Origin of the sequence: Bradyrhizobium sp. McL0615 (assembly GCF_049993905.1) — a bacterium.
Classification (GTDB): Bacteria; Pseudomonadota; Alphaproteobacteria; order Rhizobiales; family Xanthobacteraceae; genus Bradyrhizobium.
The window spans coordinates 6,480,551-6,505,023 of the sequence record NZ_CP188254.1 but is presented as its reverse complement, the minus strand read 5'-3'; the positions used below and the strand labels follow the sequence as shown (position 1 = coordinate 6,505,023).

Annotated in this window: 31 protein-coding genes; 18 read left to right on the top strand and 13 right to left on the bottom strand. The window is 62.8% G+C overall.

Features of this window, described 5'->3' with window-relative positions:
- The first annotated feature begins 113 nt into the window (after positions 1-113).
- Together ACPPVP_RS31510 and ACPPVP_RS31505 are read left to right on the top strand one after the other, a co-directional pair.
- The gene (locus ACPPVP_RS31510; RefSeq protein ID WP_426527489.1) at positions 114-497 is read left to right on the top strand and encodes a DUF1488 family protein; all 384 of its coding nucleotides are present in this window, start codon (positions 114-116) and stop codon (positions 495-497) included.
- Positions 498-581: 84 nt separating this feature from the next.
- Positions 582-818: a hypothetical protein gene (locus tag ACPPVP_RS31505; protein WP_426527488.1), complete on the top strand. Its 237-nt coding sequence runs from the start codon at positions 582-584 to the stop codon at positions 816-818.
- 46 nt (positions 819-864) lie between these two features.
- Here the strand turns inward: ACPPVP_RS31505 and ACPPVP_RS31500 are convergent, their stop codons facing one another.
- A complete protein-coding gene (locus ACPPVP_RS31500; RefSeq protein ID WP_426527487.1) occupies positions 865-2,259 on the bottom strand; it encodes an FAD-binding oxidoreductase in 1,395 nt (464 codons plus the stop codon).
- Positions 2,260-2,843: 584 nt separating this feature from the next.
- Between ACPPVP_RS31500 and ACPPVP_RS31495 the strand changes: the two genes are divergently transcribed.
- The gene (locus tag ACPPVP_RS31495; RefSeq protein WP_426527486.1) at positions 2,844-3,074 is read left to right on the top strand and encodes a hypothetical protein; all 231 of its coding nucleotides are present in this window, start codon (positions 2,844-2,846) and stop codon (positions 3,072-3,074) included.
- 256 nt (positions 3,075-3,330) lie between these two features.
- Here ACPPVP_RS31495 and ACPPVP_RS31490 read toward each other — a convergent pair whose 3' ends face one another.
- The 4 genes from ACPPVP_RS31490 to ACPPVP_RS31475 form a co-directional block, all read right to left on the bottom strand.
- On the bottom strand, positions 3,331-3,654 hold the full coding sequence (locus ACPPVP_RS31490) for a copper-binding protein (protein ID WP_426527485.1): 324 nt from the start codon (positions 3,652-3,654) through the stop codon (positions 3,331-3,333).
- A gap of 154 nt (positions 3,655-3,808) precedes the next feature.
- A complete protein-coding gene (locus ACPPVP_RS31485; protein ID WP_426538171.1) occupies positions 3,809-4,792 on the bottom strand; it encodes a GGDEF domain-containing protein in 984 nt (327 codons plus the stop codon).
- Positions 4,793-5,023: 231 nt separating this feature from the next.
- Positions 5,024-5,779, bottom strand: coding sequence for a flagellar type III secretion system pore protein FliP (fliP, locus tag ACPPVP_RS31480; RefSeq protein ID WP_426527484.1), 756 nt, complete (start codon positions 5,777-5,779; stop codon positions 5,024-5,026).
- A complete protein-coding gene (locus tag ACPPVP_RS31475; RefSeq protein WP_426527483.1) occupies positions 5,776-6,783 on the bottom strand; it encodes a flagellar biosynthetic protein FliO in 1,008 nt (335 codons plus the stop codon). Before ACPPVP_RS31475 ends, fliP begins: the two co-directional genes overlap by 4 nt.
- A 437-nt stretch (positions 6,784-7,220) precedes the next feature.
- Here ACPPVP_RS31475 and flgB point away from each other — a divergent pair, with 437 nt between their 5' ends.
- The 9 genes from flgB to ACPPVP_RS31430 all read left to right on the top strand — a co-directional run bounded on the left by flgB (position 7,221) and on the right by ACPPVP_RS31430 (position 15,506).
- Positions 7,221-7,631: a flagellar basal body rod protein FlgB gene (gene flgB, locus ACPPVP_RS31470; protein WP_426527482.1), complete on the top strand. Its 411-nt coding sequence runs from the start codon at positions 7,221-7,223 to the stop codon at positions 7,629-7,631.
- A gap of 26 nt (positions 7,632-7,657) precedes the next feature.
- Positions 7,658-8,083, top strand: coding sequence for a flagellar basal body rod protein FlgC (gene flgC / locus ACPPVP_RS31465; protein ID WP_426527481.1), 426 nt, complete (start codon positions 7,658-7,660; stop codon positions 8,081-8,083).
- Between the two features lie 16 nt (positions 8,084-8,099).
- Positions 8,100-8,411 (top strand): flagellar hook-basal body complex protein FliE, encoded by a 312-nt coding sequence (fliE, locus tag ACPPVP_RS31460; RefSeq protein WP_426527480.1) that lies wholly within the window; start codon positions 8,100-8,102, stop codon positions 8,409-8,411.
- Positions 8,412-8,530: 119 nt separating this feature from the next.
- Positions 8,531-8,794 (top strand): flagellar biosynthesis protein FliQ, encoded by a 264-nt coding sequence (gene fliQ / locus ACPPVP_RS31455; RefSeq protein WP_025588824.1) that lies wholly within the window; start codon positions 8,531-8,533, stop codon positions 8,792-8,794.
- A gap of 14 nt (positions 8,795-8,808) precedes the next feature.
- The gene (fliR, locus tag ACPPVP_RS31450) at positions 8,809-9,579 is read left to right on the top strand and encodes a flagellar biosynthetic protein FliR (protein WP_426527479.1); all 771 of its coding nucleotides are present in this window, start codon (positions 8,809-8,811) and stop codon (positions 9,577-9,579) included.
- Between the two features lie 62 nt (positions 9,580-9,641).
- Entirely contained in the window at positions 9,642-10,715 is a 1,074-nt protein-coding gene (gene flhB, locus ACPPVP_RS31445; RefSeq protein WP_426527478.1) for a flagellar biosynthesis protein FlhB, read from the top strand.
- A gap of 181 nt (positions 10,716-10,896) precedes the next feature.
- Entirely contained in the window at positions 10,897-13,461 is a 2,565-nt protein-coding gene (gene cckA / locus ACPPVP_RS31440) for a cell cycle histidine kinase CckA (RefSeq protein ID WP_426527477.1), read from the top strand.
- Positions 13,462-13,684: 223 nt separating this feature from the next.
- Positions 13,685-14,668, top strand: a complete 984-nt coding sequence (locus ACPPVP_RS31435; protein ID WP_426527476.1) for a Tim44 domain-containing protein — start codon at positions 13,685-13,687, stop codon at positions 14,666-14,668.
- A gap of 157 nt (positions 14,669-14,825) precedes the next feature.
- A complete protein-coding gene (locus ACPPVP_RS31430; RefSeq protein ID WP_426527475.1) occupies positions 14,826-15,506 on the top strand; it encodes a lectin in 681 nt (226 codons plus the stop codon).
- 108 nt (positions 15,507-15,614) lie between these two features.
- Here the strand turns inward: ACPPVP_RS31430 and ACPPVP_RS31425 are convergent, their stop codons facing one another.
- Positions 15,615-16,043, bottom strand: a complete 429-nt coding sequence (locus ACPPVP_RS31425) for a DUF3606 domain-containing protein (protein WP_426527474.1) — start codon at positions 16,041-16,043, stop codon at positions 15,615-15,617.
- A gap of 209 nt (positions 16,044-16,252) precedes the next feature.
- Between ACPPVP_RS31425 and ACPPVP_RS31420 the strand changes: the two genes are divergently transcribed.
- Positions 16,253-16,960 carry a glutathione S-transferase gene (locus ACPPVP_RS31420; RefSeq protein WP_426527473.1) on the top strand — a complete coding sequence of 236 codons (708 nt, stop codon included), beginning with the start codon at positions 16,253-16,255 and terminating at the stop codon, positions 16,958-16,960.
- A gap of 132 nt (positions 16,961-17,092) precedes the next feature.
- Here the strand turns inward: ACPPVP_RS31420 and ACPPVP_RS31415 are convergent, their stop codons facing one another.
- The 4 genes from ACPPVP_RS31415 to ACPPVP_RS31400 form a co-directional block, all read right to left on the bottom strand.
- A complete protein-coding gene (locus ACPPVP_RS31415; protein ID WP_426527472.1) occupies positions 17,093-17,452 on the bottom strand; it encodes a GFA family protein in 360 nt (119 codons plus the stop codon).
- A gap of 17 nt (positions 17,453-17,469) precedes the next feature.
- Positions 17,470-18,144, bottom strand: a complete 675-nt coding sequence (locus tag ACPPVP_RS31410; RefSeq protein ID WP_426527471.1) for a methyltransferase family protein — start codon at positions 18,142-18,144, stop codon at positions 17,470-17,472.
- 90 nt (positions 18,145-18,234) lie between these two features.
- Entirely contained in the window at positions 18,235-18,420 is a 186-nt protein-coding gene (locus tag ACPPVP_RS31405) for a hypothetical protein (RefSeq protein WP_426527470.1), read from the bottom strand.
- Positions 18,421-18,634: 214 nt separating this feature from the next.
- Entirely contained in the window at positions 18,635-19,111 is a 477-nt protein-coding gene (locus ACPPVP_RS31400) for a hypothetical protein (protein WP_426527469.1), read from the bottom strand.
- A 173-nt stretch (positions 19,112-19,284) separates the two neighbouring features.
- Here ACPPVP_RS31400 and ACPPVP_RS31395 point away from each other — a divergent pair, with 173 nt between their 5' ends.
- The 5 genes from ACPPVP_RS31395 to ACPPVP_RS31375 all read left to right on the top strand — a co-directional run bounded on the left by ACPPVP_RS31395 (position 19,285) and on the right by ACPPVP_RS31375 (position 22,733).
- Positions 19,285-19,506, top strand: coding sequence for a hypothetical protein (locus tag ACPPVP_RS31395; RefSeq protein ID WP_426527468.1), 222 nt, complete (start codon positions 19,285-19,287; stop codon positions 19,504-19,506).
- Positions 19,507-19,512: 6 nt separating this feature from the next.
- Entirely contained in the window at positions 19,513-19,806 is a 294-nt protein-coding gene (locus ACPPVP_RS31390; protein ID WP_426527467.1) for a type II toxin-antitoxin system RelE/ParE family toxin, read from the top strand.
- A gap of 140 nt (positions 19,807-19,946) precedes the next feature.
- On the top strand, positions 19,947-21,599 hold the full coding sequence (locus tag ACPPVP_RS31385) for a fumarate hydratase (RefSeq protein WP_426527466.1): 1,653 nt from the start codon (positions 19,947-19,949) through the stop codon (positions 21,597-21,599).
- A gap of 1 nt (position 21,600) precedes the next feature.
- Positions 21,601-22,044, top strand: coding sequence for a MaoC family dehydratase (locus ACPPVP_RS31380; RefSeq protein WP_426527465.1), 444 nt, complete (start codon positions 21,601-21,603; stop codon positions 22,042-22,044).
- Positions 22,041-22,733, top strand: a complete 693-nt coding sequence (locus ACPPVP_RS31375) for a DUF429 domain-containing protein (RefSeq protein ID WP_426527464.1) — start codon at positions 22,041-22,043, stop codon at positions 22,731-22,733. The genes ACPPVP_RS31380 and ACPPVP_RS31375 overlap by 4 nt, the downstream gene beginning before the upstream one ends.
- Before the next feature lie 49 nt (positions 22,734-22,782).
- On the opposite strand, the gene ACPPVP_RS31370 is transcribed toward ACPPVP_RS31375, so the two are convergent.
- From ACPPVP_RS31370 to ACPPVP_RS31360, 3 genes are all read right to left on the bottom strand, one after another.
- Positions 22,783-23,079: a hypothetical protein gene (locus ACPPVP_RS31370; RefSeq protein ID WP_426527463.1), complete on the bottom strand. Its 297-nt coding sequence runs from the start codon at positions 23,077-23,079 to the stop codon at positions 22,783-22,785.
- A 139-nt stretch (positions 23,080-23,218) separates the two neighbouring features.
- Positions 23,219-23,776 carry an inner membrane-spanning protein YciB gene (locus tag ACPPVP_RS31365; RefSeq protein ID WP_426527462.1) on the bottom strand — a complete coding sequence of 186 codons (558 nt, stop codon included), beginning with the start codon at positions 23,774-23,776 and terminating at the stop codon, positions 23,219-23,221.
- A gap of 44 nt (positions 23,777-23,820) precedes the next feature.
- A complete protein-coding gene (locus ACPPVP_RS31360; protein WP_426527461.1) occupies positions 23,821-24,399 on the bottom strand; it encodes a hypothetical protein in 579 nt (192 codons plus the stop codon).
- Positions 24,400-24,473: the final 74 nt, after the last annotated feature.

Genomic DNA, 24,473 nt, shown 5'->3' with positions numbered 1-24,473 from the left:
TTGGCCGCAGGTTCGGCCAATTTTTGACCAGTTGACGCATTAGGCACGACGCCAGCGTCACCTTGGCGCTGTCTGTTATCGTCTCTCGCTAGCTATCCAAAACTGGCCCACCGATGCCGCTGACCCGGGACCGAATTATTGGCCACGACAACGAACGCCTGGCGTTCAGGTTCACCATGCTGAACGCCGCCGATACGGTCGAGTGCCAGATCAGCGATGCCGCGATGGACGAACTGGCCGGCACCAAGGGAACGGAAAGCATGGCCAGGCAGGCGCAATTCCTGGCGTTGCGGGATGCCATCGAAGGTATTGCATCCGATATGTTCGACAAAGTGCCCGTCGTCAAAGGCCGCATCATCCGGATATTCACCAAGCACGTTCAGAAGTCGCCGCCATCGCCAGCCGAGCGGCTCGCGACCGGCTCGGAGCCGGGTGCGGACAACACCGTTTCGCTGCGGGTCATTGCCGAAACGAGGTCTACAAGCGCGACGCAATAACGCGCTGCACCGCGATTGCCCTCGACAGATGCGTGTCAAAGCGGCAACCTGCAGGCAAACGACCAGCCGGAGGACGCCGTCACGATGAGCAAGCCCGCCAAAACCGAAGCCGAACTCATTGCGATGGCGCGCGCCGAATTGAAGGTCCACGCCGATTGTCCCGACGGCATTGTAATCTCGGTGATCCCCGACGGCGATAGCTGGGAATTCCGCGCCAAGGCCGACGACGCCACGATCGCCAAGCCGGGCTATCCCGAATGCGTCGCCATGCTGGTGCAGATCGGCGATCACCTCTGCAAGCAGTATGATTTTACGGAGTGAGGGGCAGTTGCCAGCGTCCGGCTCGACCTGACCGCCGAGGACGTCCTCACATCGTGAAGATTCGTCCCGGGTTCAAAATGTTCTTCGGGTCGAGCGCGCGCTTGAGCGTGCGCATCGTTTCGATCTCCTCTTCGGTGCGACTCATTTTCAGATAGGGCCGCTTCAGGATGCCGATACCGTGTTCGGCCGAAATCGAGCCGCCGAATTCGCCCGTGAGGTCGTAGACCAGCTTCTCGAACTCATCGTGCTTGTCGGGCGTATGCTCGTGATACAGGCTGGGATGCAAATTGCCGTCGCCGACGTGTCCCATCACGACCGTGAAGGCTTGCGGATCGATCGCCTTGACTCGCGCATCAAGCGTATCCGCATATTCCTCCATCCGGTCGACGGCGAGACTGACATCGAAGCCCATCCGCGCGGCGTAAGGGAAGCTGCGGCCCAGTTCGACGCTGGAATCGCGGATACGCCAGATCGCGGCGACGGATGCATGCGAGGTCGAGAGCGTGGCGTCGAGGATCAGGTTGTCGCCCATCGCGGTCTCTAGCAGTTTCTCGAGGTCGGCATGGATACGCTCGGGGTCGCTGCCCGAAGCTTCCAGCAGAACGTAGAACGGATGGTGAGTCGGCAACGGCCCGGCCACGCCCTTCACGCGCTCGACGGTGAGGCGGTAGTAGGCATTCCACATCGCCTCGAATGCGGTCAATTCGCCGCCGAGACTTTGCCGCGCCATCCTCAGGAAAGCCGTGACCTGCCCGAACGAGGGCAGGGCGCACAGCGCCACCTGCCGCTCCGCCGGTGCAGGAAAGACGCGCAGCGCGGCGCGCGTCACGACGCCGAGGATGCCTTCGCTGCCGATGAAAAGCTGCTTGAGGTCAATGCCGGTGTTGTTCTTGATGTATTTGCGCAAGCCCTTCAGCACGGTGCCGTCGGCGGTGACGACTTCGAGGCCGAGGATCAGGTCACGTGTCATGCCGTACCGGATGACGCGGTTGCCGCCGGCATTGGTCGAGATGTTGCCGCCGATGGTGCAGCTGCCGCGCGCGCCGAGGTCGAGCGGAAACATCAGGTCATCCTGCTCGACCCGCTCCTGGAGCTTTTGCAGCGGCGTGCCGGCCTGCGCGATGGCGACGCCTGCGGAGGCATCGACCTCTTCAACGTTGTTCATGCGCTCCATCGACAGCACGATTTCGTTGGCGTTCGGTAACGCAGCGCGCACCAGCCCGGTCATGCCGCCCTGCGTCGTAACAGGCACGCCTTCGCGATGACAGAGCCGCAGCAGCGCGGAGACATCCTCCGTTGTTCTCGGGCGGATGACCGCGCGGGGTTTTGGCGCTGGATTGCCGGCGAGATCGTGATGATAGCGCGCATCGATGTCAGAGCCTGACAGCACCGCACCCTTGTCGAGCGCGTTGCGCAGTTCGTCGATGAAGTCCTCGGACATGCCCCTGCCTCTTCTTTAAGAGAAGTTTGGCCGAAGCTTTACATGCGCGAGGGCCGGGAAGAAACCCAGGCTGTCGCGGGCACCTTTAAATGCGATCTATCCTGACTAACGCCGCGGCCGGCGCGCCAACCCTGGGCGGCGGCGGGCTGCTTCTTCCTGGCGCTCCGGCTCGACCGACGTGATCCGGTTGCAGGCGTCGCACTTGTAAACGTAGACGAGCGGGCGCAGTCCAATTCGGGGCAGCTTTCCGATCCTGACCGTGCCCACGCCGCAACTTTCGCAGCGCGGCGGCATACAGGTCTCTGAATGCGGTACGGACATATCGAACAATCACTAAACAACAAAGGAAAGCACCACGGGAGGTTGGCGATAGATTGCATCTTAATCGTGGAAATGGAGGTCCGTAAGACTACTAGGAAGCCGGCGCATTCGCGGCGGGCGTCCATCTTTTGCCACCAAATCGACCCCGGCCGGGCATCCAAACAACACACAGCACCAGGCAAACTCACAACGCCAGCGCGTGGCCACACGGCAATTCCACCGGATCTATTCCGGCCGGATTCCAATTTGTAAGGCGTGCAGAAATGTCTTCCACCAACGGTCACGACCCATCGATGCAAGCGTTGCTGGCGGCCTTGGAGGCTGCGCCGTCCCGTCCATCGCCGGCCGACAGATTTAATATTGATCGGGACGGGCCGGCGAAACGCGCCGTGAAGCTCAGGGCGTTGCAGCAACGATTCCAGAAATTGAACGAGTACTGCGACGAGGCGGCCGCTGAAATTCGCGCTTCGCTCGAGCGGGCGCCGCGGCGCTAGTCCGTAAGAACCCCAATGCCGTGTCTTCGACAATAAAATTTGCGGCAGATCGAAGCAAGCCGGCCCGGTTAGCCTGCAGTGCATTCCGTACCGAGCGGCTCCATCCGGAAAGGGCAGTTCCGGTTACGAGACCCGGACTCCCCAAGTAAAATGACGTTTCGCAGAAACATCATCTTGCTTGGGACACTCCGGGCCTCGCTCGTCTCTCCTGGCCGAAGCAGTACATCACGGAATTGGATGTCGCTCCGGCAATGTCTCACTTCTTGTCGATCTTCGTGACCGCGTCCGTCCTGTCGATCTTCGTGATGGTCTTGGTCCCCGCTGCGTCGCTCAGGGCGAAAGTAACCCTGTCGCCGGCATGTAGAGCGTTCAGCCGCGCGCCGTCCTGAACCTTGAAGTCTTCGGTCGCGGCGCCGTCGTTCGCGCCGGTGGTGCCATCCGGCATATCCTTGATCGAGATGGTGCCGCTGATCCGATCTATTTTTGTCACCATTCCCGTCCGCATTTGCTGGGCAAACGCCGACGAGCCGACGATGCTGAGGGCCGCGGTGGCGACCATAATCATCCCTGCGATTTTCATGGAATACTCCCGGCTGTAGGGCGTCTGCGATAAGCCGGGATTGCGGCAATAGTTCCGCGCCGGCGCGGGAGGCGGCAATTTCTTCTTCCCAAACAGGGCAGGCCTGGAGGTGAATCGGACCGGATTCAATGGGGACGTAGTTGGAACGATCCCGCTAGGCCACGCTGGCCTCGGGCTGGAGTTCAGTTTCCGTCACCGTGCGGTTGCGGCCGAGCCGCTTGGCTTGATAGAGCCCGCGGTCGCAGCGCTCGATCATGGCGTCCGCGGATTCGGCAAGGCGGAATTGCGCGACTCCGATCGAAACCGTGATGCTGCCGATTTCCTTGCCGGTTGCGCGGCGGGTCAACTTCGCTTCGGCTATGCGGCTGCGAATGCGCTCCGCGGCGGCCGTGCAGGCTTCGAGATCCGCTCCAGGAAGCACCGCGATCAATTCCTCGCCGCCGTAGCGGGCTGCGAGATCGACTTCGCGAACACCTTCCTGCAGCACCTTGGCCACCAGCCGAAGCACCTGATCGCCGACCTGATGGCCATAATCGTCGTTGAATTTCTTGAAATGATCGATGTCGATCAGGAAGACGCTGAGCGCCTCGTCCTTTTCCATTGCCGCGATCTGGGCGAGGCGGAGGAATTCATCCATCGAGTGACGGTTGGCGAGCCCGGTCAGCGCGTCGGTGTTGGAACGTTGCTCGGCCGCCTTCAGCGAGTCGCGGATGTTGTCCAGTTCCTCAGAGGTGGCGGCGAAATTTGCCTCCAGGGTCGCTGCGCGCGACGTCGCCTTTGACAATTCATCAACCAGTTTCGCAATGATCGACCGGGGATCGCTGGATCCGGCAGCTTCGGACGATACTTCGCCGAGCGCCTTGATGTGGGTCTGGTGGTCGGTGACGGCGGTATTCAGGAACTGCTGGGCAGTGGCGATCAGGCCGCTCAATTGATCGGGAAGGTCGCTGAGCGGGTCGACGCCGGACTGCGGCGTCACATAGGTAATGTAAAGTTCGTGGTTGATCGCCGGGTCGAATTTGCGCTTGCCCGCGATCAGGATATCGATGGTCTTTCGCAGGGCCAGCGAATTGCCCAGGGAATATTCGAACCAGACCGCGAAATTGGTCGGGGTCGGAGGTACCGACTGCTGCGACATCAATCGCATAGCACGGTCGGCAATCGTCGTGGCGTATTCGACGTCCATATCGCCGATCGACTGGCCTGCCATCGTTCAACCCGGTGATGCGTTTGCTACGAAATTCGGTGTTTCCCTGGCATCCATTGTGCACGAAGGAACTAATCTGACCTTAAACTCGCCAGGAAAGTCCGCAGCAAATACGTAACTAATGTTGACCTATTTGGCCCTGGAACCTTTAGGAACCGGCCGCTAACTGCCGCCGTAGCTCTGGACCAGGCTCCCCGCCACCAGCGACCAGCCGTCGACCAGCACGAAAAAGATCAACTTGAACGGCAGCGACACCACAACCGGTGGCAGCATCATCATACCCATCGACATCAGGACCGATGCGACGACGAGATCGATGATCAGGAAGGGGAGGAACAGCAGGAAACCGATTTCGAAGGCCCGTTTCAGTTCGGAGATCATGAAGGCCGGCACCAGAATCCGCAGCGACAGGTCATCCGGCGTCGCCGGCGGTGGCTCGCCGGAGAGGTCGACGAACAGCTTCAGATCCTTTTCGCGAACGTTCTTCTGCATGAAGCCGCGCAGCGGCACGGAGGCCTTTTGCAGCGCTTCCTCGACCCCGATCTGGTTGGCGACTAGGGGCTTGATGCCGTCGTCATAGGACCGCTGCAGGACGGGGCCCATCACGAACGCGGTCAGGAACATCGCCAGCGCAATGATCACCGAGTTGGGCGGGGCGGTCGCGGTGCCCAGTGCGGTGCGCAGCAGCGACAGTACGACGACGATCCGCGTGAACGACGTCATCATGATCAGGATCGACGGCGCGATCGATAGCACCGTCAACAGCGCGATCAGCTGGATCGCGCGCTCGGTGACCCCGCCGCCGCCCTGGCCGAGATTGATGCTGATATCCTGCGCCAGCGCCGGATCGGCGAGGGATCCGGCGGCGGTCAGGATTAGGAAAAATAATACTCTACGCGGAGAAGCCGGCGGCTTCACGAAGGGTTCTTCGGACGGCCCAGCAAGGACGCCATCTCGTCTTCGAGATTTTCGAAGCCGCTCTTCTGCGGAGCGGGCGCGGGAGGGGGCGTCTCGCTGCGGGCGGGACGCGCGGCCGGCGTTTCCGGCGCAACCGGCGGCGCCACCGGCTCAGCCGGCCGGCGCAGGGCGGCTTCGAGCCGCTGCGCCATTTCGGCCAGATTCTGGTCGGCACTCGACGGCGTGGGCGCCGGCGGAGGAGGGGGAGGTGGCGGTGCCGCTGCGCGTTCAGGCGCGCGGGCCGCCGGCGTCTCGCGAACTGGCGGAGTGTCACGGCCAGGCGGCGTCTCACGGATTGGCGGCGCCTCGCGGCCAGGCAGTACGTCGCGGATCGGTGGTGCTTCACGGACCGGCGGAACCTTGGGCAACTCGCGCTGCGGCCGTGGCATCAGCGGCTCGTTGCGGCCGAGACGTGGCGGGGCCTGTTCAGGGCGGCCGTTGATTGCTTCCGGTGCAAAGCCCGTCAATGGATCGCTGCGTCGTTCCGGCATCGGCGGCACCGGGCGGCGGTTGTCGTCGGCGAAGGTTGGCCGTGCGGGGCGCGGCGGAGGCTCCGGCATTTGCGGTTCGACATGATGATCGTCGGTCGATCGCGAATCGGATTTTGCCGCCTCGTCGTTCCAGGCAATATCGGGCAGCGGCGCGATCCGCGGCGGCTGTTCGCCGACCGCCGGACGCGGCGCCATCTGTTCGCGGTTGGGCATCGCGCGCACGATGTTGGGTTCGACCACGATATCGCTCGGTCCGCCGATCATCAGCAGATGCTCGACATTGTCGCGCCGTACCAGCACCAGGCGCCGGCGGCCGTCCACGGCGGCGGCATCGATCACGGCGAGCCGCGGCATCCGTCCGCGCTGGGTGTTGGCGCCGAGGCGGTTGTTGGCGAAACGGCGAACCAGCCATGCGGCCACGCCGATCAGCGCCAGAACGGCGATGAATGCGAAGAGGAATGTCAGTGTCTGCATTCTTTAGTCCCCGGCCACGGGCCGTTCTCTTGGATTGCTGGCTTCGACGAGTGCGGTCTTAGGTCTTGCTGTCCGAGCATGTTCCCGGGAACACGATTCCCGCCATCCTGACCATGCTCCGAAGCGATCCGCAGCCGGCGAATCACGCCCGAGATCAGCCTTATTCCTTAATTCCCCGCGGCGAACGCCGCCGTCCGGTTAATTAATAGACCAAGAATCGTTTGAGCCAAAACGACTTCTGAGCGCCCCATGCCGCGTTGGCTGCTGCTGGTTAACGCAGTTTTCGTGGCGAAAATGCGCTCGTTTTGCCGCTGTCGGCGGCCATCGGCTGATGTCGACGGCGGCGGAACGCAATTTTAACCAGCCGTTAACCATACACCGGGCAAATTCTGCCTACCTCGCGGCGTCTGCCAGAGGTTAACGGGGAGCCGCCTGCGATGGCCATCAACGATCTTCCGATCCTGTCGGCACTGCGCACCAAGATGCAGTGGCACCAGGAACGCCAGCGCGTGCTCGCCGAAAACGTCTCCAACGCCAATACCCCGAATTTCAGGCCGACCGACCTGGTCGAGCCGAAGTTCGACAACAACGGCGCGAACGTCGGCGGCGCGATGGGCTCGCTTGGCATGATGCGCACCAGCGCCACCCATATCAGCGTCTCCGGCGGCGGGGAGAGCTTCAGGGGAGATGGCGGCAAGAACGGCTTTTTGACCAAGCCGGCCGGCAATTCGGTCAATCTGGAAGACCAGATGCTGAAGGTTTCGGCCAACCAGATGGATTACGCCGCGGCGACTTCGCTCTACAGCCGCAGCCTCGGACTTCTCAAGACCGCCATTGGAAAGCGCTGACGCGCCGCGATTAGGAGAACCGGATCATGGCAGATGATGGAAGCGATTTCGCCCGCTCGATGAGCATTGCGACGTCAGGCCTGCGCGCGCAGGCAGGGCGCATGCGGATAATATCGGAAAACATCGCCAATGCGGACTCCACCTCGCCGACCGCCGGCGGCAACCCGTATCGCCGCAAGGTGCCGACATTTTCGTCCGCGCTCGACCGCACGCTGGACGCCAAGGTGGTGACGCTCGGCAAGATCCGACCCGACCAGTCGGCGTTTCGCGTCAAGCATGAACCGAGCAATCCGGCGGCGGACGCGGCCGGCAACGTCAAATATCCGAACGTCAATCCACTGGTCGAAATGACCGACATGCGCGAGGCGCAGCGGTCCTATGAAGCCAATCTCAACATCATCAGCGCCACGCGCCGCATGATCCAACGCACACTCGACATTCTCAAGGCCTGAACAGGAACCATAAATCATGGCTTCACCGACCGTCGCAGCAAACGCCTACGCCGCGCTTTCGCGCATCATGGAATCCGGTGGCGCCGAGAAGGGCGGCTCGGCCGCCGGCGGCCCGTCCTTCAGCGCGCTGCTCAAGGACGCGGTGGGCAGCGTGCTGGATGCCGGCAAGAAATCCGATGCCCAGACCATGGCGATGAGTTCGGGCAAGGCCAACGTCATGGACGTGGTGACGGCGGTAGCCGAGACCGACGTCGCGGTCTCGACGCTGGTGTCGGTGCGCGACCGGGTGATCCAGTCCTACGAAGACATCATGAAGATGCCGATCTGATCGGTCCTCATCCTGAGGAGCCGGCGCAGCCGGCGTCTCGAAGGATGGGCCACGGGCCTCATGGTTCGATACGGCGCTTCGCGCCTCCTCACCATGAGGGGATAAAAAGGGAAATTGAAATGACCGGTGCTGAAACCCTCGACGTCGCGCGTGATGCGATCTGGACCATCGTGGTGGTGTCGTCGCCCTTGATGGTGATCGGGCTCGTGGTCGGCGTCGTGGTGTCGCTGTTCCAGGCGCTGACCCAGATCCAGGAACAGACGCTGATCTTCGTGCCGAAGATTCTCGCGATCTTCGTGACATTATTGCTGGCGCTGCCGTTCATGGCGGATTCGCTGCACAGTCACATGATGCGGATATCGTCGCGAATCATAGGCGGTTGATGCATTGTAGATGAATGCGCGTCGACATATCGCTGCTGCCGGCCCTTGCCGCCACCTTCATGCTGGTGTTTGCCCGCGTGGGCGCCATGGTGATGCTTTTGCCGGGACTTGGCGAGACCAACATCCCGGTGCGCATCAAGCTTGCGATCGCGCTTCTGCTGACGCTGATCATCCTGCCGCTGCACCGCGCCGCCTATCAAATCGACCTGACCTCGATGAGCTCGCTGGGCGTGTTGATGGTGCACGAGGTCGTCATCGGCATCGTGCTCGGCGCCACCGCGCGCGTCACGCTGTCGGCGCTGGCGGTGGCGGGTTCGGTGATCGCCCAGCAGCTCGGCCTCGGCTTCGTCACCGCCGTCGATCCGACCCAGGGGCAACAGGGCCTCTTGATCGGCAACTTCCTTACCCTCCTGGGCATGACGCTGTTGTTTGCAACCGACAGTCATCACCTCGTCATCGCGGCGCTGAACGAGAGCTACCGGATTTTCTCGCCCGGCGAGTTGCTGCCGAGCGGCGACGTCGCGGCGCTTGCCACGCGGGCGTTTGCCGCCGCCTTCAAGATCGGCATGCAGCTTTCGGCGCCATTTCTGGTGTTCGGCCTCGTCTTCAATATCGGCCTTGGCGTGCTGGCGCGGCTGATGCCGGCGATGCAGGTCTATTTCGTCGGCGTGCCGCTGTCGATCATGGTGGGCTTCCTGATCTTCGCCTTCGTCCTCACCGGAATGATGGCGACCTATCTCAACTACTTCATCGGCGTGATGCATGAGTTGACGCCGCTGAAATAGAACATGATCCGGAAAAGCGTTCCGGGAAGATCATTCTCAAGGCAAAGTGCTAGAGCGCCGCGATGGCCGACGATACCGACGACAAAACAGAAGACCCTACGCAAAAGCGCCTCGACGAGGCGCTTGAAAAAGGGGACGTCGCCAAGAGCCAGGAGGTCAATACCTGGTTCATCATCGCGGGCGGCACGCTGATATTATCGACCTTTTCGGGATCGGTCGGCGGCGGCATCCTGACGCCGCTGCGCGCCTTGATCGCCAATGCGGGCCAGCTTCGCGCCGATGGCGCGGCGCTGCTCGCGCTCGGCAACACGCTGGCCTATGCCGTGCTCGGCGCCATCGGCGTGCCGCTGCTGATGCTGGCGCTCGCCGCGATTGCCGGCAACATGATCCAGCACCGCCTGGTTTGGTCGTCGGAATCGCTGAAGCCGAAATTCAGCAAGGTATCGCCCGGCGCCGGACTGAAACGCATCTTCGGCAAGCAGGCGGTGGCGAATTTCGCCAAGGGCCTGTTCAAGCTGATCGCGCTCGGCGCCGTCATGATGGCGGTGCTGTGGCCCGAGCGCCATCGCCTGGAATCGTTCCTGATGTTCGATCCTTCGGCGATCCTCGGCGTCACCACCAATCTGACATTGCAACTGATGGGCGCGGTGGTGGCGATGTTGGCCGCGGTCGCGATCGCCGACTACTTCTTCCAGTACCGGCAATGGTACCAGCGGCAGAAGATGTCGCTGCAGGAGATCAAGGACGAGTTCAAGCAGTCCGAAGGCGACCCCCACATCAAGGGCAAGATCCGGCAGTTGCGCCAGCAGCGCATGAAGAAGCGCATGATGTCCGCCGTTCCCAAGGCCAGCGTGATCATCACCAACCCGACCCACTATTCGGTGGCGCTGTCCTACGATCGCGGCATGCCGGCGCCGATCTGCGTCGCCAAGGGCGCCGACAACATCGCGCTCAAGATCAGGGAAATCGCCAAGAAGCACGACATTCCGATCGTGGAGAACGTGCCGCTGGCGCGCGCGCTCTATGCCACCGTCGATATCGACGAGGAGATTCCGGTCGAGCACTATCAGGCGGTCGCCGAGATCATCGGCTACGTCATGGGCCTGAAGAAGGGGCTTGCCGGGCGGAGAATGTGAAAGGAACCGCTGGAAATCCCCTTGAAATGCCTTCAATCTGTCAAATAGCCGCCTGATGGGCTTGCGCTTGCGGGTCCGATTCAGGCACTCAGGAGATGCGCCAGCTGAGCGCGGGGTTACCCGCGACCGGCCGACAACGACCGGCGCGAGACCTCCTCGCCGAAGGGCAGCGCCGCTTCATATGACCGCCGAAACTCACAGCCATCCGCCGACCGAGCCCTTTGCGGCCACCGAACCGGCGCGGCGGAGCGGTAGCATCGTGTTGGTGCTGCTGGTGGCTGCCGGCATCGTTGCCGTGGCGGTGGCGCTGATGACCATCGGACGGGCCCAGGCCCAGCCCTATATCCTCGGCGTGCTGGCGCTGCTCGCCATGATCGGCCTGTTCAACCTGTTCGCCTTTGCCGCCGGGATCATCCGCTTCACCGATCGCGCCGCCGATGATCCCGTGATGGGCCGCATCGCCGATCAGGCCTATGACGGCTTGGCCGTGACCGACCCGAAGGGCCATGTCGTCTATTCGAACGCCGCCTATCTGGCGCTGACGGGCGCGGCGAGCCCGCAGGACGTGCGCCCGATCGAGCGCGTTTTCATCGGTAACCCGGACGTCTCCGAAGCCGTGTTCCGCCTGCTCAAGGCCGCTCGCGAAGGCAAGCGGCAGCAGGAGGAGGTCCGCATCGCCGGCTCTGACGGTGCGCAGGGACGCTGGTTGCGGATGCGGGTTCGTCCGCTCGGCCAGAGCAAGCGCGAAGCAAAATACGCGGTGTGGTCGATCGCCGATATCACGCGGGATCGCGAGCGCCAGGAAGACGTGTTTCGGGAGCTGCAGCACGCGATCGAATATCTCGACCACGCGCCATGCGGCTTCTTCTCGGTCAGTCCGGCCGGCGACGTCATCTATGTCAACGCCACGCTGGCGAACTGGCTCGATTACGATCTCGCCGAGATCGGTTCGGGCGGGCTGAAGCTCGCTGATGTCGTCTCCGGCGATGGCGCAGCACTGTTGACCTCGATCGTGGCGGTGCCCGGCGAGGTCAAGACCGAAGTGTTCGACATCGACCTGCGCATGCGTGGCGGCAGGACCATGCCGGTGCGGCTCTACCACAAGCTCGCCTTCGGCGCCGACGGCTCGCCGGGTTCGTCGCGCACGCTCGTGATCAGCCGGACGCGTGACGAGCATTCCGATCCCGAACGCGCCGCCGAAGTCCGCTTCATGCGGTTCTTCGACCATACGCCGATGGCGATTGCGACGGTGGACCGCGGCGGCGCCGTCGTCCGCGCCAATGCCCGCTTCGCCAAGCTGGCGCAGGGCCTCAGCCCGGACGGCGCGGCGAACAAGTCCATCTTCCGTACCGTGAACGCACGCGACCGCGGACTGTTGATTGCGGCGATCAACCAGGCGGCCGAAGGGCAGGGCGACATCGCACCGGTGGAAGCCATGCTCGACGGCGCCAAGGAGCGCTGGGGGCAGTTCTTCGTCACCGCGGTCGAGGAGGACGAGCGCGACACCGAAGCCGCCATCGTTTATCTCCTGGAGACCACCGAGCGGCGTACGCTGGAAAACCAGATCAACCAGTCGCAGAAGATGGACATGGTCGGCCAGCTCGCCGGCGGCATCGCGCACGACTTCAACAACGTGCTCTCGGCCATCATGATGGCGAACGACTTCCTGCTGAACGCGCACAAGCCGACCGATCCGTCGTTCCAGGACATCATGCAGATCAAGCAGAACGCCACCCGCGCCGCGACGCTGGTGCGGCAACTGCTCGCGTTCTCGCGCCGCCAGACGCTGCGGCCGCAGGTGCTCGCCCTCGGCGACGCATTGTCCGACCTCACCATGCTGCTGCGGCGGCTGATCGGGGAGAAGGTCAAGCTCGACCTCGTGCACGGCCGCGACCTCTGGCCGGTCAAGGTCGACGTCTCGCAATTCGAGCAGGTGGTCGTCAATCTTGCGGTCAACGCGCGCGACGCCATGCCCGATGGCGGCAAGCTGACGGTGCGGACCGCCAATGTGACGGTGGATGAAGCCGCCCAGCTCACCCACAAGGGCATGCCGGCGGCCGACTACGTGCGGATCGACATTTCCGATACCGGCACCGGAATCCCGGCCGATATCGTCGACAAGATTTTCGAACCGTTCTTCTCGACCAAGGAGGTCGGCAAGGGCACCGGGCTTGGTCTGTCGACGGTCTATGGCATCGTCAAGCAGACCGGCGGCTTCGTCTATGTGGATTCCGTGCCCGGCGAGGGCACCTCGTTCCGCATCTTCCTGCCGCGGCATCGTGTCGAACTGGACACCCAGCCCGAAGCACAGGGGGCGAATGGCGCGGCCAAGGACGCTGCGACCGAGCCGCCGAAGCCGCGGCCCGACCTGACCGGGCAGGGCACCATCCTCTTGGTGGAGGACGAGGACGGCTTGCGGTCACTGAATGCGCGCGGCCTCCGCTCGCGCGGCTACAGCGTGATCGAGGCTGCCAACGGCATCGAGGCAATGGAGGCGCTGGACGAAAAGGACGGCGCGGTGGATCTCGTCGTCTCCGACGTCGTGATGCCGGAAATGGACGGCCCGACGCTGCTGCGCGAAATGCGCAAGCGCAATCCCAACCTGAAGATCATCTTCGTCTCAGGTTATGCCGAAGAAGCCTTCGACAAGAGCCTGCCGGAAAACGAACAATTCGCCTTCCTGCCGAAGCCGTTTGCGCTCAGCGCCCTGGTCGAGAAGGTCAAGGAGACCATGACGGCGTCGTGAGCGGTGGAACCGCATTTCCGGCGCCCATGGACCGGCAGATGTGCTGCCGGGGGCGCCGGGTTAAGGCGCTCGCCATACCCCTTAATTGCTGCTAACCCCCTGCCAAATCGTCACGTCCCCGCGACTGAGGGCCGCAGCCGCGGTTCCCGATATTGGCTTCACTTTTAGGCAGCTGTGCCCATGTTAGGGGCGCTTCCCAATCCTGGGGACTGAGGAAAAAGACATGAATTTCTCGCAAGGCACGCGCGGAATTATTCGGGCACTGGCCATTGTCCTGTCCGTGGCGCTCCCGTTGGCGATCGCGATTTCGGCGGCTGACGCCCGCGTCGGCGGTGGCGGCAGTTCCGGCTCGCGGGGATCGCGAACCTTTTCGGCGCCCCCGAGCACTACTACGGCGCCCGGCGCGGCGCAGCCGATGAACCGTACCTTCACCCAGCCGGGCAGCCCCGGAATGGGCGCCCCGGCGGCTGCCGGCGCGGCCAGCAAGGGCGGCTTCTTCAACCGGCCCGGCATGGGCATGCTCGGTGGCCTCGCTGCGGGCTTCCTCGGCGCAGGCCTGCTCGGCATGCTGTTCGGCGGCGGCCTGTTCTCCGGCCTCGGCGGCCTGTCGTCGATCATCGGCCTGCTGCTGCAGGTCGGCCTGATCATCATCGTGGTGCGGCTGGCCATGTCGTGGTGGCAGCGCCGCCACACGCCGGCCTCCGCCTACGCGACGGGACCTGCTCCTGCCGCTGAGGGCCCCGGTGGCCAGACCAGCTTCCGCTCCGGACTGAGCGGCTTTGGACTGGGATCGAACCAGCCGCCGCTGGAAATCCAGCCGGCTGACTATGAAGCCTTCGAGCGTCTGCTCGGTGAGGTCCAGGCCGCATGGTCGAACGAGGACGTCGCCAAACTGCACACGCTGGCGACGCCCGAGATGGTGTCCTATTTCTCCAAGGATCTCGAGGAGAACAAGGCCAACAACGACGTCAACAAGGTGACCGACGTCAAGCTGCTGCAGGGCGATCTCGCCGAAGCCTGGCGCGAAGGCGAAACCGATTTCGCCAGCGTGGCGATGCGGTTCTCGCTGGTCGACAAGACCATCGAGCGCACCACCGGCCGTCTGGTCTCGGGCAGCGAAACGCCGACCGAAGCCACCGAAGTGTGGACCTTCGCCCGCCGGCGCGGCGCCAATTGGGAACTCTCGGCGATCCAGCAGACCAGCTGATCGCCTAGGCACGACGAGGAAGGCGCTGCGGTTCGTTCCGCGGCGCCTTTTTCTTTGCGGGATGGACTGCTTTGCTTCGCGTTTTGCGGGCGCGCCGGAATAATGGCGGCCACGATGTGTTGATGACAACGAACCAAAAACAACAGGGAGGACTTCGATGAACAGCTTCGTTCGAATCATTTTGCCGGCATGCTTCGCCGTCGCGGCCATATCGGCGACCGCAAGCGCGCCCGCGAAGGCGCAATCCGCAGACACCAGTTTCTTCCTGACCAGCAACGGCATCGGCAATGGCGGCAATCTCGGCGGGCTCGCCGGGGCCGACAATCACTGCCAGACATTGGCGCAGGCGGCCGGAGCGGGCGGCAAGACCTGGCGCGCCTACCTCTCGACGCAGGCCGCTGATGGCGCGCCCGCCGTCAATGCGCGCGATCGCATCGGCAAGGGGCCGTGGAAGAATGCCAAGGGCGCGGTGGTCGCCAAGGACGTCGCCGATCTGCACGGCGCCAACGGCCTCACCAAGCAGAGCGCGCTGAGCGAGGAGGGCGAGGTCATCAACGGCCGCGGCGATACACCCAACCGTCACGACGTGCTGACGGGATCGCAGCCCGACGGGTCAGCGTTCGCGGCCGGCGAGGATCGCACCTGCAAGAACTGGACGAGCTCGACGCAAGGCGCGGCGATGGTCGGTCATTCCGACCGCATCGGCCTGCGCGATGACGACGCCTCGAAATCCTGGAACTCGTCGCATTCCTCGCGCGGCCCGGATGGCGGCTGCTCGCAAGCCGACCTGAAGAGCACCGGCGGCGACGGATTGTTGTATTGCTTCGCGGCGAACTGACGAGCAAAAGACGGATTGCCGTAGCCCGGGTTTTATTTCGCTTTACCCGGGCTACGCATTGATCCATCCGTCGTTCGGTGATGCGAAGTCATACGCAAAAGGCCGACGTCAGGCGGCCTTTTTCTTTGCGCGCTTCTTGGTGGTCTTCTTGACAGTTTTCTTCGAAGCTTTCTTCGGTTTTTTCTTGGCGCCCTTCTTCTTGCTGCCGGTGAGGTAGGCGCCGACGTTCTTCGACGAATGCCCAACGGCGGCGACGGCGGCCTTCAATCTGGCGGGGGTGACCTTGAACTTCTTCGACCAGTAGCTGACTTCGTAGGGCTGGCTCATCGCGATCCGTGCGCGGTCGGCGGCCTTGTGCTTCTGCAGCTTGAGATAGGCCTCCACCTTTTTGGCGGAGTGCCCCGCTTTCTGGACGGCAGCTTTCAATTTCGCCGGCGTGATCTTGAATTTCTTCGACCAGTAGGCGACCTCGTAAGGCTCGCTCAACGCGATCAGCCCGCGATCGGCCCCGCCGCGTTTCTTTTTGTTGTCCGCCATCCCTGTTCTCCTGTCGTGTTGAGAAAATCGACGCTTCAAACCGGAACAGCCTAACACGCCCGCTCGCATTCGGACAGATTCGGCCCCTGCAAAGATCGGCGCGATGCATTCATGGCGCCACGGTCGCGCGGACGGCCGCGTTTGGCGTGACGAACCAGCCGCGGGATGATTTGTTATATCGGTCAACCCGGCAGCCGGAGGTGCCATCGATGCGTTACGAGCTTTATTACTGGCCGATGATTCAAGGCCGCGGCGAATACGTCCGCCTCGCGCTGGAAGAGGCGGGCGCCCGCTATGCCGACGTCGCGCGCCGCGGCAACGGCATGGCCGCGATGACGCGCATGATGAAAGCGGGGAAGGGAACGCCGCCCTTTGCGCCGCCGTTCCTCAAAGACGGAAAGCTCGTGATCGGGCAGACCGCCAACATCCTGCTCTATCTCGGATCGCGCCACGGGCTGGCGCCGAAGTCGGAGGCCGGCAAACTCTGGGTGCACCAGTTGCAGCTCACGATATCAGATCTGGTGCTGGAAGTTCACGACACCCATCACCCGCTCGGCCCCTCGCTGTACTACGAGGATCAGAAGGCGCCGGCGAAGAAACGCACTGAAGATTTCTGGAAGGAGCGCGTGCCGAAATATCTCGGCTATTTTGAGGACCTGCTGGCGGCCAATGGCGGGACCTACGTGACCGGCCGCCGCCTCACTTACGTCGACCTGTCGCTGTTCCAGATCGTCGAGGGACTTCGTTATGCCTTTCCGAAGCGCATGAAGGCTTTCGAGCGGAAAATTCCCGGTCTCGTCGAACTGCGCGACCGCGTGGCGGCGCGCCCGAACATCAAGACCTATTTGGCCAGCGACCGGCGGATCGCGTTCAACGAGGAGGGGATTTTTCGGAGGTACAAGGTGCTGGATAATTAGGCCATGTCATTCCGGGGCGAAGCGTCAGCATCGAACTATGGTGCGCAATTGCGCACCTGAGAATCTCGAGATTCTCCGATGTGCACTTGCACATCGTGGTTCGCGCTATGCGCGCCCCGGAATGACGATGGATCACATGCTCTTGCCATCCACCGGCGTCATCTTCAGCTTCGACAGCTCAATGCCGTCGATGCAGCTCACATTCAGCGCCACCACGTCGCTGCCGTCGGGCTTCTTGCCGCGCGCGAAGACGTCGACGCCGCAATCGACGCAGAGCTGGTGGTGGATCGCGTGCTTGTTGAAGAGATATTCCTTGAGGTTTTCCTCGCCGGCGCGGAGCTGAAAGCTCTTCGGGTCGAGGAAGGTGAAATGCAGCCCCTTCTTGGTGCAGATCGAGCAGTTGCAGGCGGTGACCATCGAAAGGTCGCTGGTGCATTCGAAGCGCACCTGGCCGCAATGGCAGCCGCCGGTATAAGTTTTGCTGTCGGGCATTCGATCCGCCTTGTCTGTCACCAAAGTCCGGGAACCAGACGATAGCGCACGCGCGCGGCGTAGTCAGCATAATCAGGCAGTCCTTCGACCAAGGCGCGCTCCTCGATGCGGGCGCGAATGGCGAAGAGAATGGCGAACACCGGCGCGATCGCCAGGCCCCACCACGATCCCAGCAGCAGCGGGACGCCGAAAAAGAACAGCATGACGCCGCTGTACATCGGATGGCGGACGAAGGCGTAGGGGCCGCTCGAGACGACACGATGATGGCGTTCGGCCTGCACCTTCACGACCGGCGCGGCAAAGGAATTTTCGCGAAACACCCACATGATGAAGGCGGTCGAGAGCAGATACATTGCAAGCCCGAGCGCCTGCAGCGAAAGCGGAACGTCAGATGCGTGCGCGCGCCGGTCCAGCCCGATCGCGACCAGCCAGACCAGCGCCACGACGACGAACGTCAGCATGAATTTCTTGTCGGCGGCGGGCTGGTCGGCCTGAAACGTCGGCCGCAGGCGCTCGGCGAGCAGTGCGGGATCGGTCTTTGCGAGCCACAATCCGCAGGCAGGGCCGATGATGGCGCTGACGACCAGGAACACCCACGCCGCCGGCCAGTCCAGCGTACCGGCGGATGCAAATAGCAAGGCGCCAAGCGCCACGACGAAGATGGTATTTTGCAGTAAAAGCTTTGCGATCATGCGCGGGTTCCATTCCCCCGTGACGGCATGATCGCGCGATTCTTCGGCAAACTTGCGGCGTTGGTTTCGTCCCGGTTGGGACGACAACCATTACGCCAGCTGGTCGATCCGCGTTCCCTGACCCGGCGGCAGCGGGGCTACTTGCGGCGGCTTCGACGTGCGCGTGCCGTCGGCGGCAGCGCCGTTCTGGACGTCGGGGGCCTTGTCGGGAGCCTTGAACACGGGGGCTTCGGGCGCTTTGACCACCGCCGCGGCGGGAACAGCAGAGACATTCATCGGAAGCATCCTTTTGGTTGCCCCCGACACTGGCCGGCTTGAAACGAACGATTGGTGAATTCGGCGCGGCAATCCCGGCGCCGCGCCGTCAATCCCGCCCGATGGTGAACGCGCGGCTCGCGGAATCGTTACAATGCGACGGATCAGGATTCTTGTTTCGACGCGTTTTCCTGACGCGAACCGGCGCCCAATTCGCTCGAAAACGCTATGGCACCTATTCGTCCTTGCCGCGGGTCACCACGATCGAGGCCTCGGTCTTGGTGCGCGTGCATTCCATGTTGAGGCGGCGGAAGCGCATCGAAACCTTGTCGCCGCGGAGCAAGCCCATGCGCTTGATGCAGCGCGAGGTGCCGGTCAATGCGTCGGGCTTCGGAATCGTGAAAATGATGGCGCCGGCCGAGGCGATCAGATCGAAGAATTGCGGCTTCGGTTTGCGGTCGGCCTTGGCGTAGAGCTCGACGGAATAATTGCGGCCGCGGCAGCCGAGCGACAGCTCTTTCGCCGCTGGATGCGTCAGGTAGATCATGTTGCCGGTATTGACGCTGATCTTGATGCCGTCGATCTGGTTCTTCAATTCCTTGGCGGTATCCTCGCAGCGGTCGGCGCGCGCCGGCGAAATGCTGAATGTGGCGAGCAATGCCAGCGTGGCGGCAAGCAAGGTCGGTCGGCGAAATTGTGGTCCCAAAGCCATGATGAATGCCCCTTTGCGCCATTGAACCCCGCGCGCGGATTTCCTGCAAGGGGCGCGCGCGGAAGTCAACTTGATCTTGGTGGTGGGTTCAGGGGGCATAGATCATGGCGCCGATCCCGGAGGCGCGAGGGGAGTATAGTGATTTCCTGAGTACGGTGTGCTAGACTACCTTCATGACAAAGCTTCTCGAACAAGCCTTGCGCCAGGTCGAGCAACTGCCGGAAGGCGAACAAGACGCCGTGGCAGGTGCGTTGCTCGACTACGTCAAGCATATGCGGGACATGCGTTTGACCGATGCGCAAGTGGCTGAGGTTCGCCGCCGTCGGACCGATCCTAACCGCAAACTGCTGTCGCATGCCGAAGCGCAGGAACGCATCAGACGGCTGGGCTCGTAGCAACCCATGAAACTCGTCTTCGACGATCAGGCGATTGCCGATCTCGAAAACATCTTTGGCTGGATTGCCCAGGATAGTCCCGCGACGGCGAGGACAGTGACAGACCGGCTGTTCAGCAGCATAGAACTGCTAATCTCGTTTCCAATGATTGGCCATGTTGGCCGCGACCCCGACACGTTCGAATGGGTGGTACCGCGGCTGCCATATATTGTGGTGTACGAAGTCGATCGGGAGCAGGAGCGAGTTATCGTAACAGCTGTTTTTCACGGGGCGCAGGACCGCGAGAGCGGTAACCGGTAGCATACGAAGGGTCGCCTCATATGGAATGGGCAGAACAGCCCAGCTCCCAAAGCTTCCTTTTGTCCAAAAAATGCTTAGAACGGGTCTATTGCTGCAGTACCGTTTTGGTCCGCCGCCGGCTTCCAACCCGAGATCATGCCATGAACGCCCCGACCGCTTTTCCCGACCAAAAACCCGTTCCACCCTACAAGCATACGCCGCTGTTTCCGCTAGGGTCCGACACCACGCCCTACAAGAAAATCACGGCCGAGGGCGTGCGGGTCGAGAAGGTGCTCGGCAAGGACATGCTGGTGGTTTCGCGCGAGGCGCTGCGGGCGCTGTCGGAAGCCGCCTTTGGCGACATCAATCACTATCTGCGGCCGGGTCACCTGAAGCAGTTGCGCTCGATCCTGGATGACAAGGAAGCCAGCGACAACGACAAGTTCGTTGCTTTCGATTTCCTGAAGAACGCCAACATCGCGGCGGGCGGCGTGTTGCCGATGTGCCAGGACACCGGCACCGCGATCATCATGGGCAAGAAGGGCTGCAACGTCATCACCGACGGTGACGATGAGGCCGCGCTCTCGGAGGGCGCGCGCGACGCCTATCTGCGCCGTAACCTGCGCTATTCGCAGGTTGCTCCCTTGACGATGTATGAGGAGAAGAACACTGCCAACAACATGCCGGCGCAGTGCGAGATCTACGCCGAGGGCGATGATGCCTACAAGTTCATGTTCATGGCCAAGGGCGGCGGCTCCGCCAACAAGAGCTTTCTGTTTCAGGCAACGCCTTCGGTGCTGACGAAAGATCGCCTGCTGGCGTTCCTGAAGGAGAAGGTGCTCACCCTCGGCACCGCGGCGTGCCCGCCGTATCACCTTGCCATCGTGATCGGCGGCACCTCTGCCGAGCTCTGCATGAAGACGGTGAAGCTGGCGTCCGCGCGCTATCTCGATGCGCTGCCGACCCAGGGGTCGGCGGACGGCAATGCGTTCCGCGATCTGGAGATGGAGCAGGAAATTCTCAAGATGACGCAGTCGCTCGGCGTCGGCGCGCAGTTCGGCGGCAAGTATTTCTGCCACGACGTGCGCGTGATCCGGATGCCGCGCCACGGCGCCTCGCTGCCGATCGGGCTCGGCGTCTCCTGCTCGGCGGACCGCCAGGTGCTCGGCAAGATTACAAAAGACGGCGTCTATCTCGAGGAGCTCGAGCATAATCCGGCGCAGTATCTGCCCGCGGTCGAACAGTCGCTCGGCGGCGAGGTCGTCAAGATCGACCTCAATCAGCCGATGAAGGAAATTCTGGCAACGCTGTCGCAATATCCCATCAAGACGCGGGTCTCGATGACCGGCACCATGATCGTGGCCCGCGACTCCGCCCACGCCAAACTGCGCGAGCGGCTGGAGAAGGGTGAGCCGCTGCCGGATTACTTCAAGAACCATCCGGTGTATTACGCCGGTCCCGCCAAGACGCCCGACGGCTATGCCTCCGGCGCGTTCGGCCCGACCACCGCGGGTCGCATGGATTCCTTCGTCGACCAGTTCCAGGCGGCGGGCGGATCGATGGTGATGGTGGCCAAGGGCAACCGCGCGGTCGCGGTGCGCGAAGCCTGCAAGAAGCACGGCGGCTTCTATCTCGGCTCGATCGGAGGTGCTGCGGCAAACCTCGCCGAGCACTGCATCAAGAAGGTCGAGGTGGTGGAATATCCCGAACTCGGCATGGAAGCGATCTGGCGCATCGAGGTGGTGGATTTCCCGGCCTTCATCATCATCGACGACAAGGGCAACGATTTCTTCAAGGAATTGAATCTGGGGTAACATGGTCGAGTGGTTCGACGACCTGAAGATTGGCATGCGCTTCAAGAGCGCGGCGGTGACGGTGTCGAAAGACGACATCATCCGCTTCGCCAGGGAGTACGATCCGCAGCCGTTTCATCTCGACGAGGAGGCGGCCCGAAAGACGGTCTTCAAGGGGCTCGCCGCATCCGGCTGGCATACGGCGGCGATTGCCATGCGACTTGCCACCGAATGCCGGCCGTTCGGACCGCATCCGTTGTTGGGCGCCGGCGTCGACGATCTGCGCTGGCTTAAGCCGGTGCGGCCCGGCGACACGCTGCACCTCGAAGGCGAGGTCATCGAACTGGTGCCTTCACGGTCCAAGCCGCAGGGTGTCGCCCGCGTTCGATGGACCCTCTATGACCAGCACGGTGAGGCGGTCTACACCTTCATCCCAATCGCGATCGTCCCGACGCGTCCGAAGTGAGCGCAGGGTCTGGCTGCAGAGCGCTCGGCCTCGACGGGTTCAGCAAGGGCTGGGTCGCCGTGCTCCTCGACGGCGACGTTCACGAGATACGCTTCTGCAGCGACGTTGCCGGCGCGCTGTCCATCGGCTTCGATCGCGCTGCGATCGACATTCCCATCGGCATGACCGATGACGGCGAGCGGGCCTGCGACCTGTTGGCTCGCGAGAGGCTGCGGCCGCATTCGTCACGCGTGTTCACCGGTGCGCGGCGCTGGCTGTGGGCGGAATTCTCAGATCCCGACGCCGCAAATCGAGATGCCCTGCGCCGTGGTCAGAAGCGCGTGTCGCGCCAGCTCTGGCATCTCGGGCTGAAGATCATTGAGGTCGATACGTTCGTCCGCGCCAATCGCGCGCGCGATATTCGCGAGGCGCATCCCGAACTGGTTTTCCTGCGCCTGAACGCAGGCAGGCCATTGCCTTCGAAAAAGTCCGAGCCGGGGATCGAGCTTCGCCGCAAGCTGCTCAGGCGGCAAGGCATCGGCGATATCGACAAGTGGCTGGCCGGCGGGCGCATCGGTACCGGAGCCAAATCCGACGACGTGCTTGACGCCTGCGCCGTGGCGATTGCCGCGCGCGATGTCGCCGGCTGCGTTCCGGACGGGGTGCCGCCTCGCGATGCTTACGGCCTGACGATGCAGATATGGTTCTAGCGCCGCGGTGAGGGAGCGAGGAGGCGCTGCGGCCTCCTCGCCATCGGGCTCAGGCCCGCGATCCCGTGAAGGGGAAGCTGCCCATCGGGCCTATGCCCATTTCGCCGGTCATGTTGTCGCCGGAGACCTTGCCGATGAACTCGAGGGTCAACGGCATCGGGTTGGTGATCGAGACCTTCCAGTTGACTGCGTCGCCGCTGATGGCGCCGTCGAATATTTCGGTGGAATTGCCGTCGGCGCCCTGCGTGCCCGTCAGCGTACCGCCGGAGGCCAACAGGGTCAGCGTGGCCTTGCGCTCGCCCATCGGCGTGCTCATGGTGAGATTCCAGTTTCCGTCCACGGCCATTTCTGTCTCCCCAATATTGTCAGGCAAACCAGAATGGCTTGCGAGATCCCGCTAAGTGCGTGCGGCGGTATAGCCTATCTCGCCACACAAGCCCAACCGTCTCAAGCGTCGTTTTGACGCGTTTTGGTACGCGTTTCGTTCAAGCGCGCTGGGCGGCGGCGCGAATCCGGCTGCCGACCAAAACACGAAACGCGACGTATTGAATCGCGAAGGCGACAATCTTGGCGCCGACCAGCACGACGGTCACGTAGAACGTCCACAGCTTCATGTCGCCGGTCATGGCGACGCCGATGGTGCCGGCGCCGAGCACGAAGCACAGCGCGGCCCAGGCATAGCCCGCGAAGGTGACGTATTCGGGAATGGTCTGTGTGACGATCGCCGGCATATAGCGCAGCATCCAGCCGCGCTTGAGCATGATGATGCCGATCGCAAAATGCCCGATCGCGGGCTTCGCCAGCACGAAGCGCGGGTCGTGGGTCAACAGCGTCGCGCTGCCGAGCACGATGACGAGCGCCAGACTCGCCCACGTCATGTAGCCGAGCTCCTTGCCCTTGACGCGCGAGTTGATCACCTGTGCGATCGCGCCGGCGATCGCAACGCCAGTCGCCAGCAGCACGTTGTCGGTGGCGAGATAGATCGCGATGAACAGGATGGTGGAGAAAAAATCGGCGCCCAGTCTGGCGAATACGTCCTTCATCGGCTTGCTCTCTGCTGGAGGTGGTTGCGGGTCGAAACGTTGACTTAGTTGGTGCCGGGGAGGGCGTTCGCCGGCGGGGCACCATACTTCGCCTTGCGATATTGTGGATACCATGCCGTGAAATAGGCGGCACTGTTGCGGGCGGCGAAGGCGATTACAAGGCTGGACCATAGCGGCAAGCCCGGCACATAGATCGTAAGTGCGTTGCCGATGATCATCAGGACGAAGGCGCCGGTCCATGCCCAGGTGATGATATAGGTCGCCTTCAAAAAGCCGGGCAGCTTCGCCGTCTCGGCGTCGACCGCCTCAAGCGCATATTGCAGAATGAACGGCTTGCGAATGATGAGCGACGCCAGCGATATCCCGAGCACGCCGGTATCGACCGTCAGCTTGACGGCCGAATGGCTCAGGTTGGGATCAAGCAGCGCAACGTAAGCGCCCAGCCCGGCGAACAGGACGACGCAGCCCGCGCCGAGCAGCTTGATCGAGCGGCCGAGATAGAGGTCAAAGCCGATGACGGCGAGGCAGATCGCGGCCGATGCGAACAGGCTGATTTCGGCCGAGGTCACCAGCATCAGCAGTGCGAACGAACCGAACGGGGCGAGGATCAGGAAGATGGTCATGGCGCTCGGGGCTAATCTTTACATCGTAAAGATACCCTAGGGGCAGGCGCCGGAGTCGTCAAGCGAAATCTTTA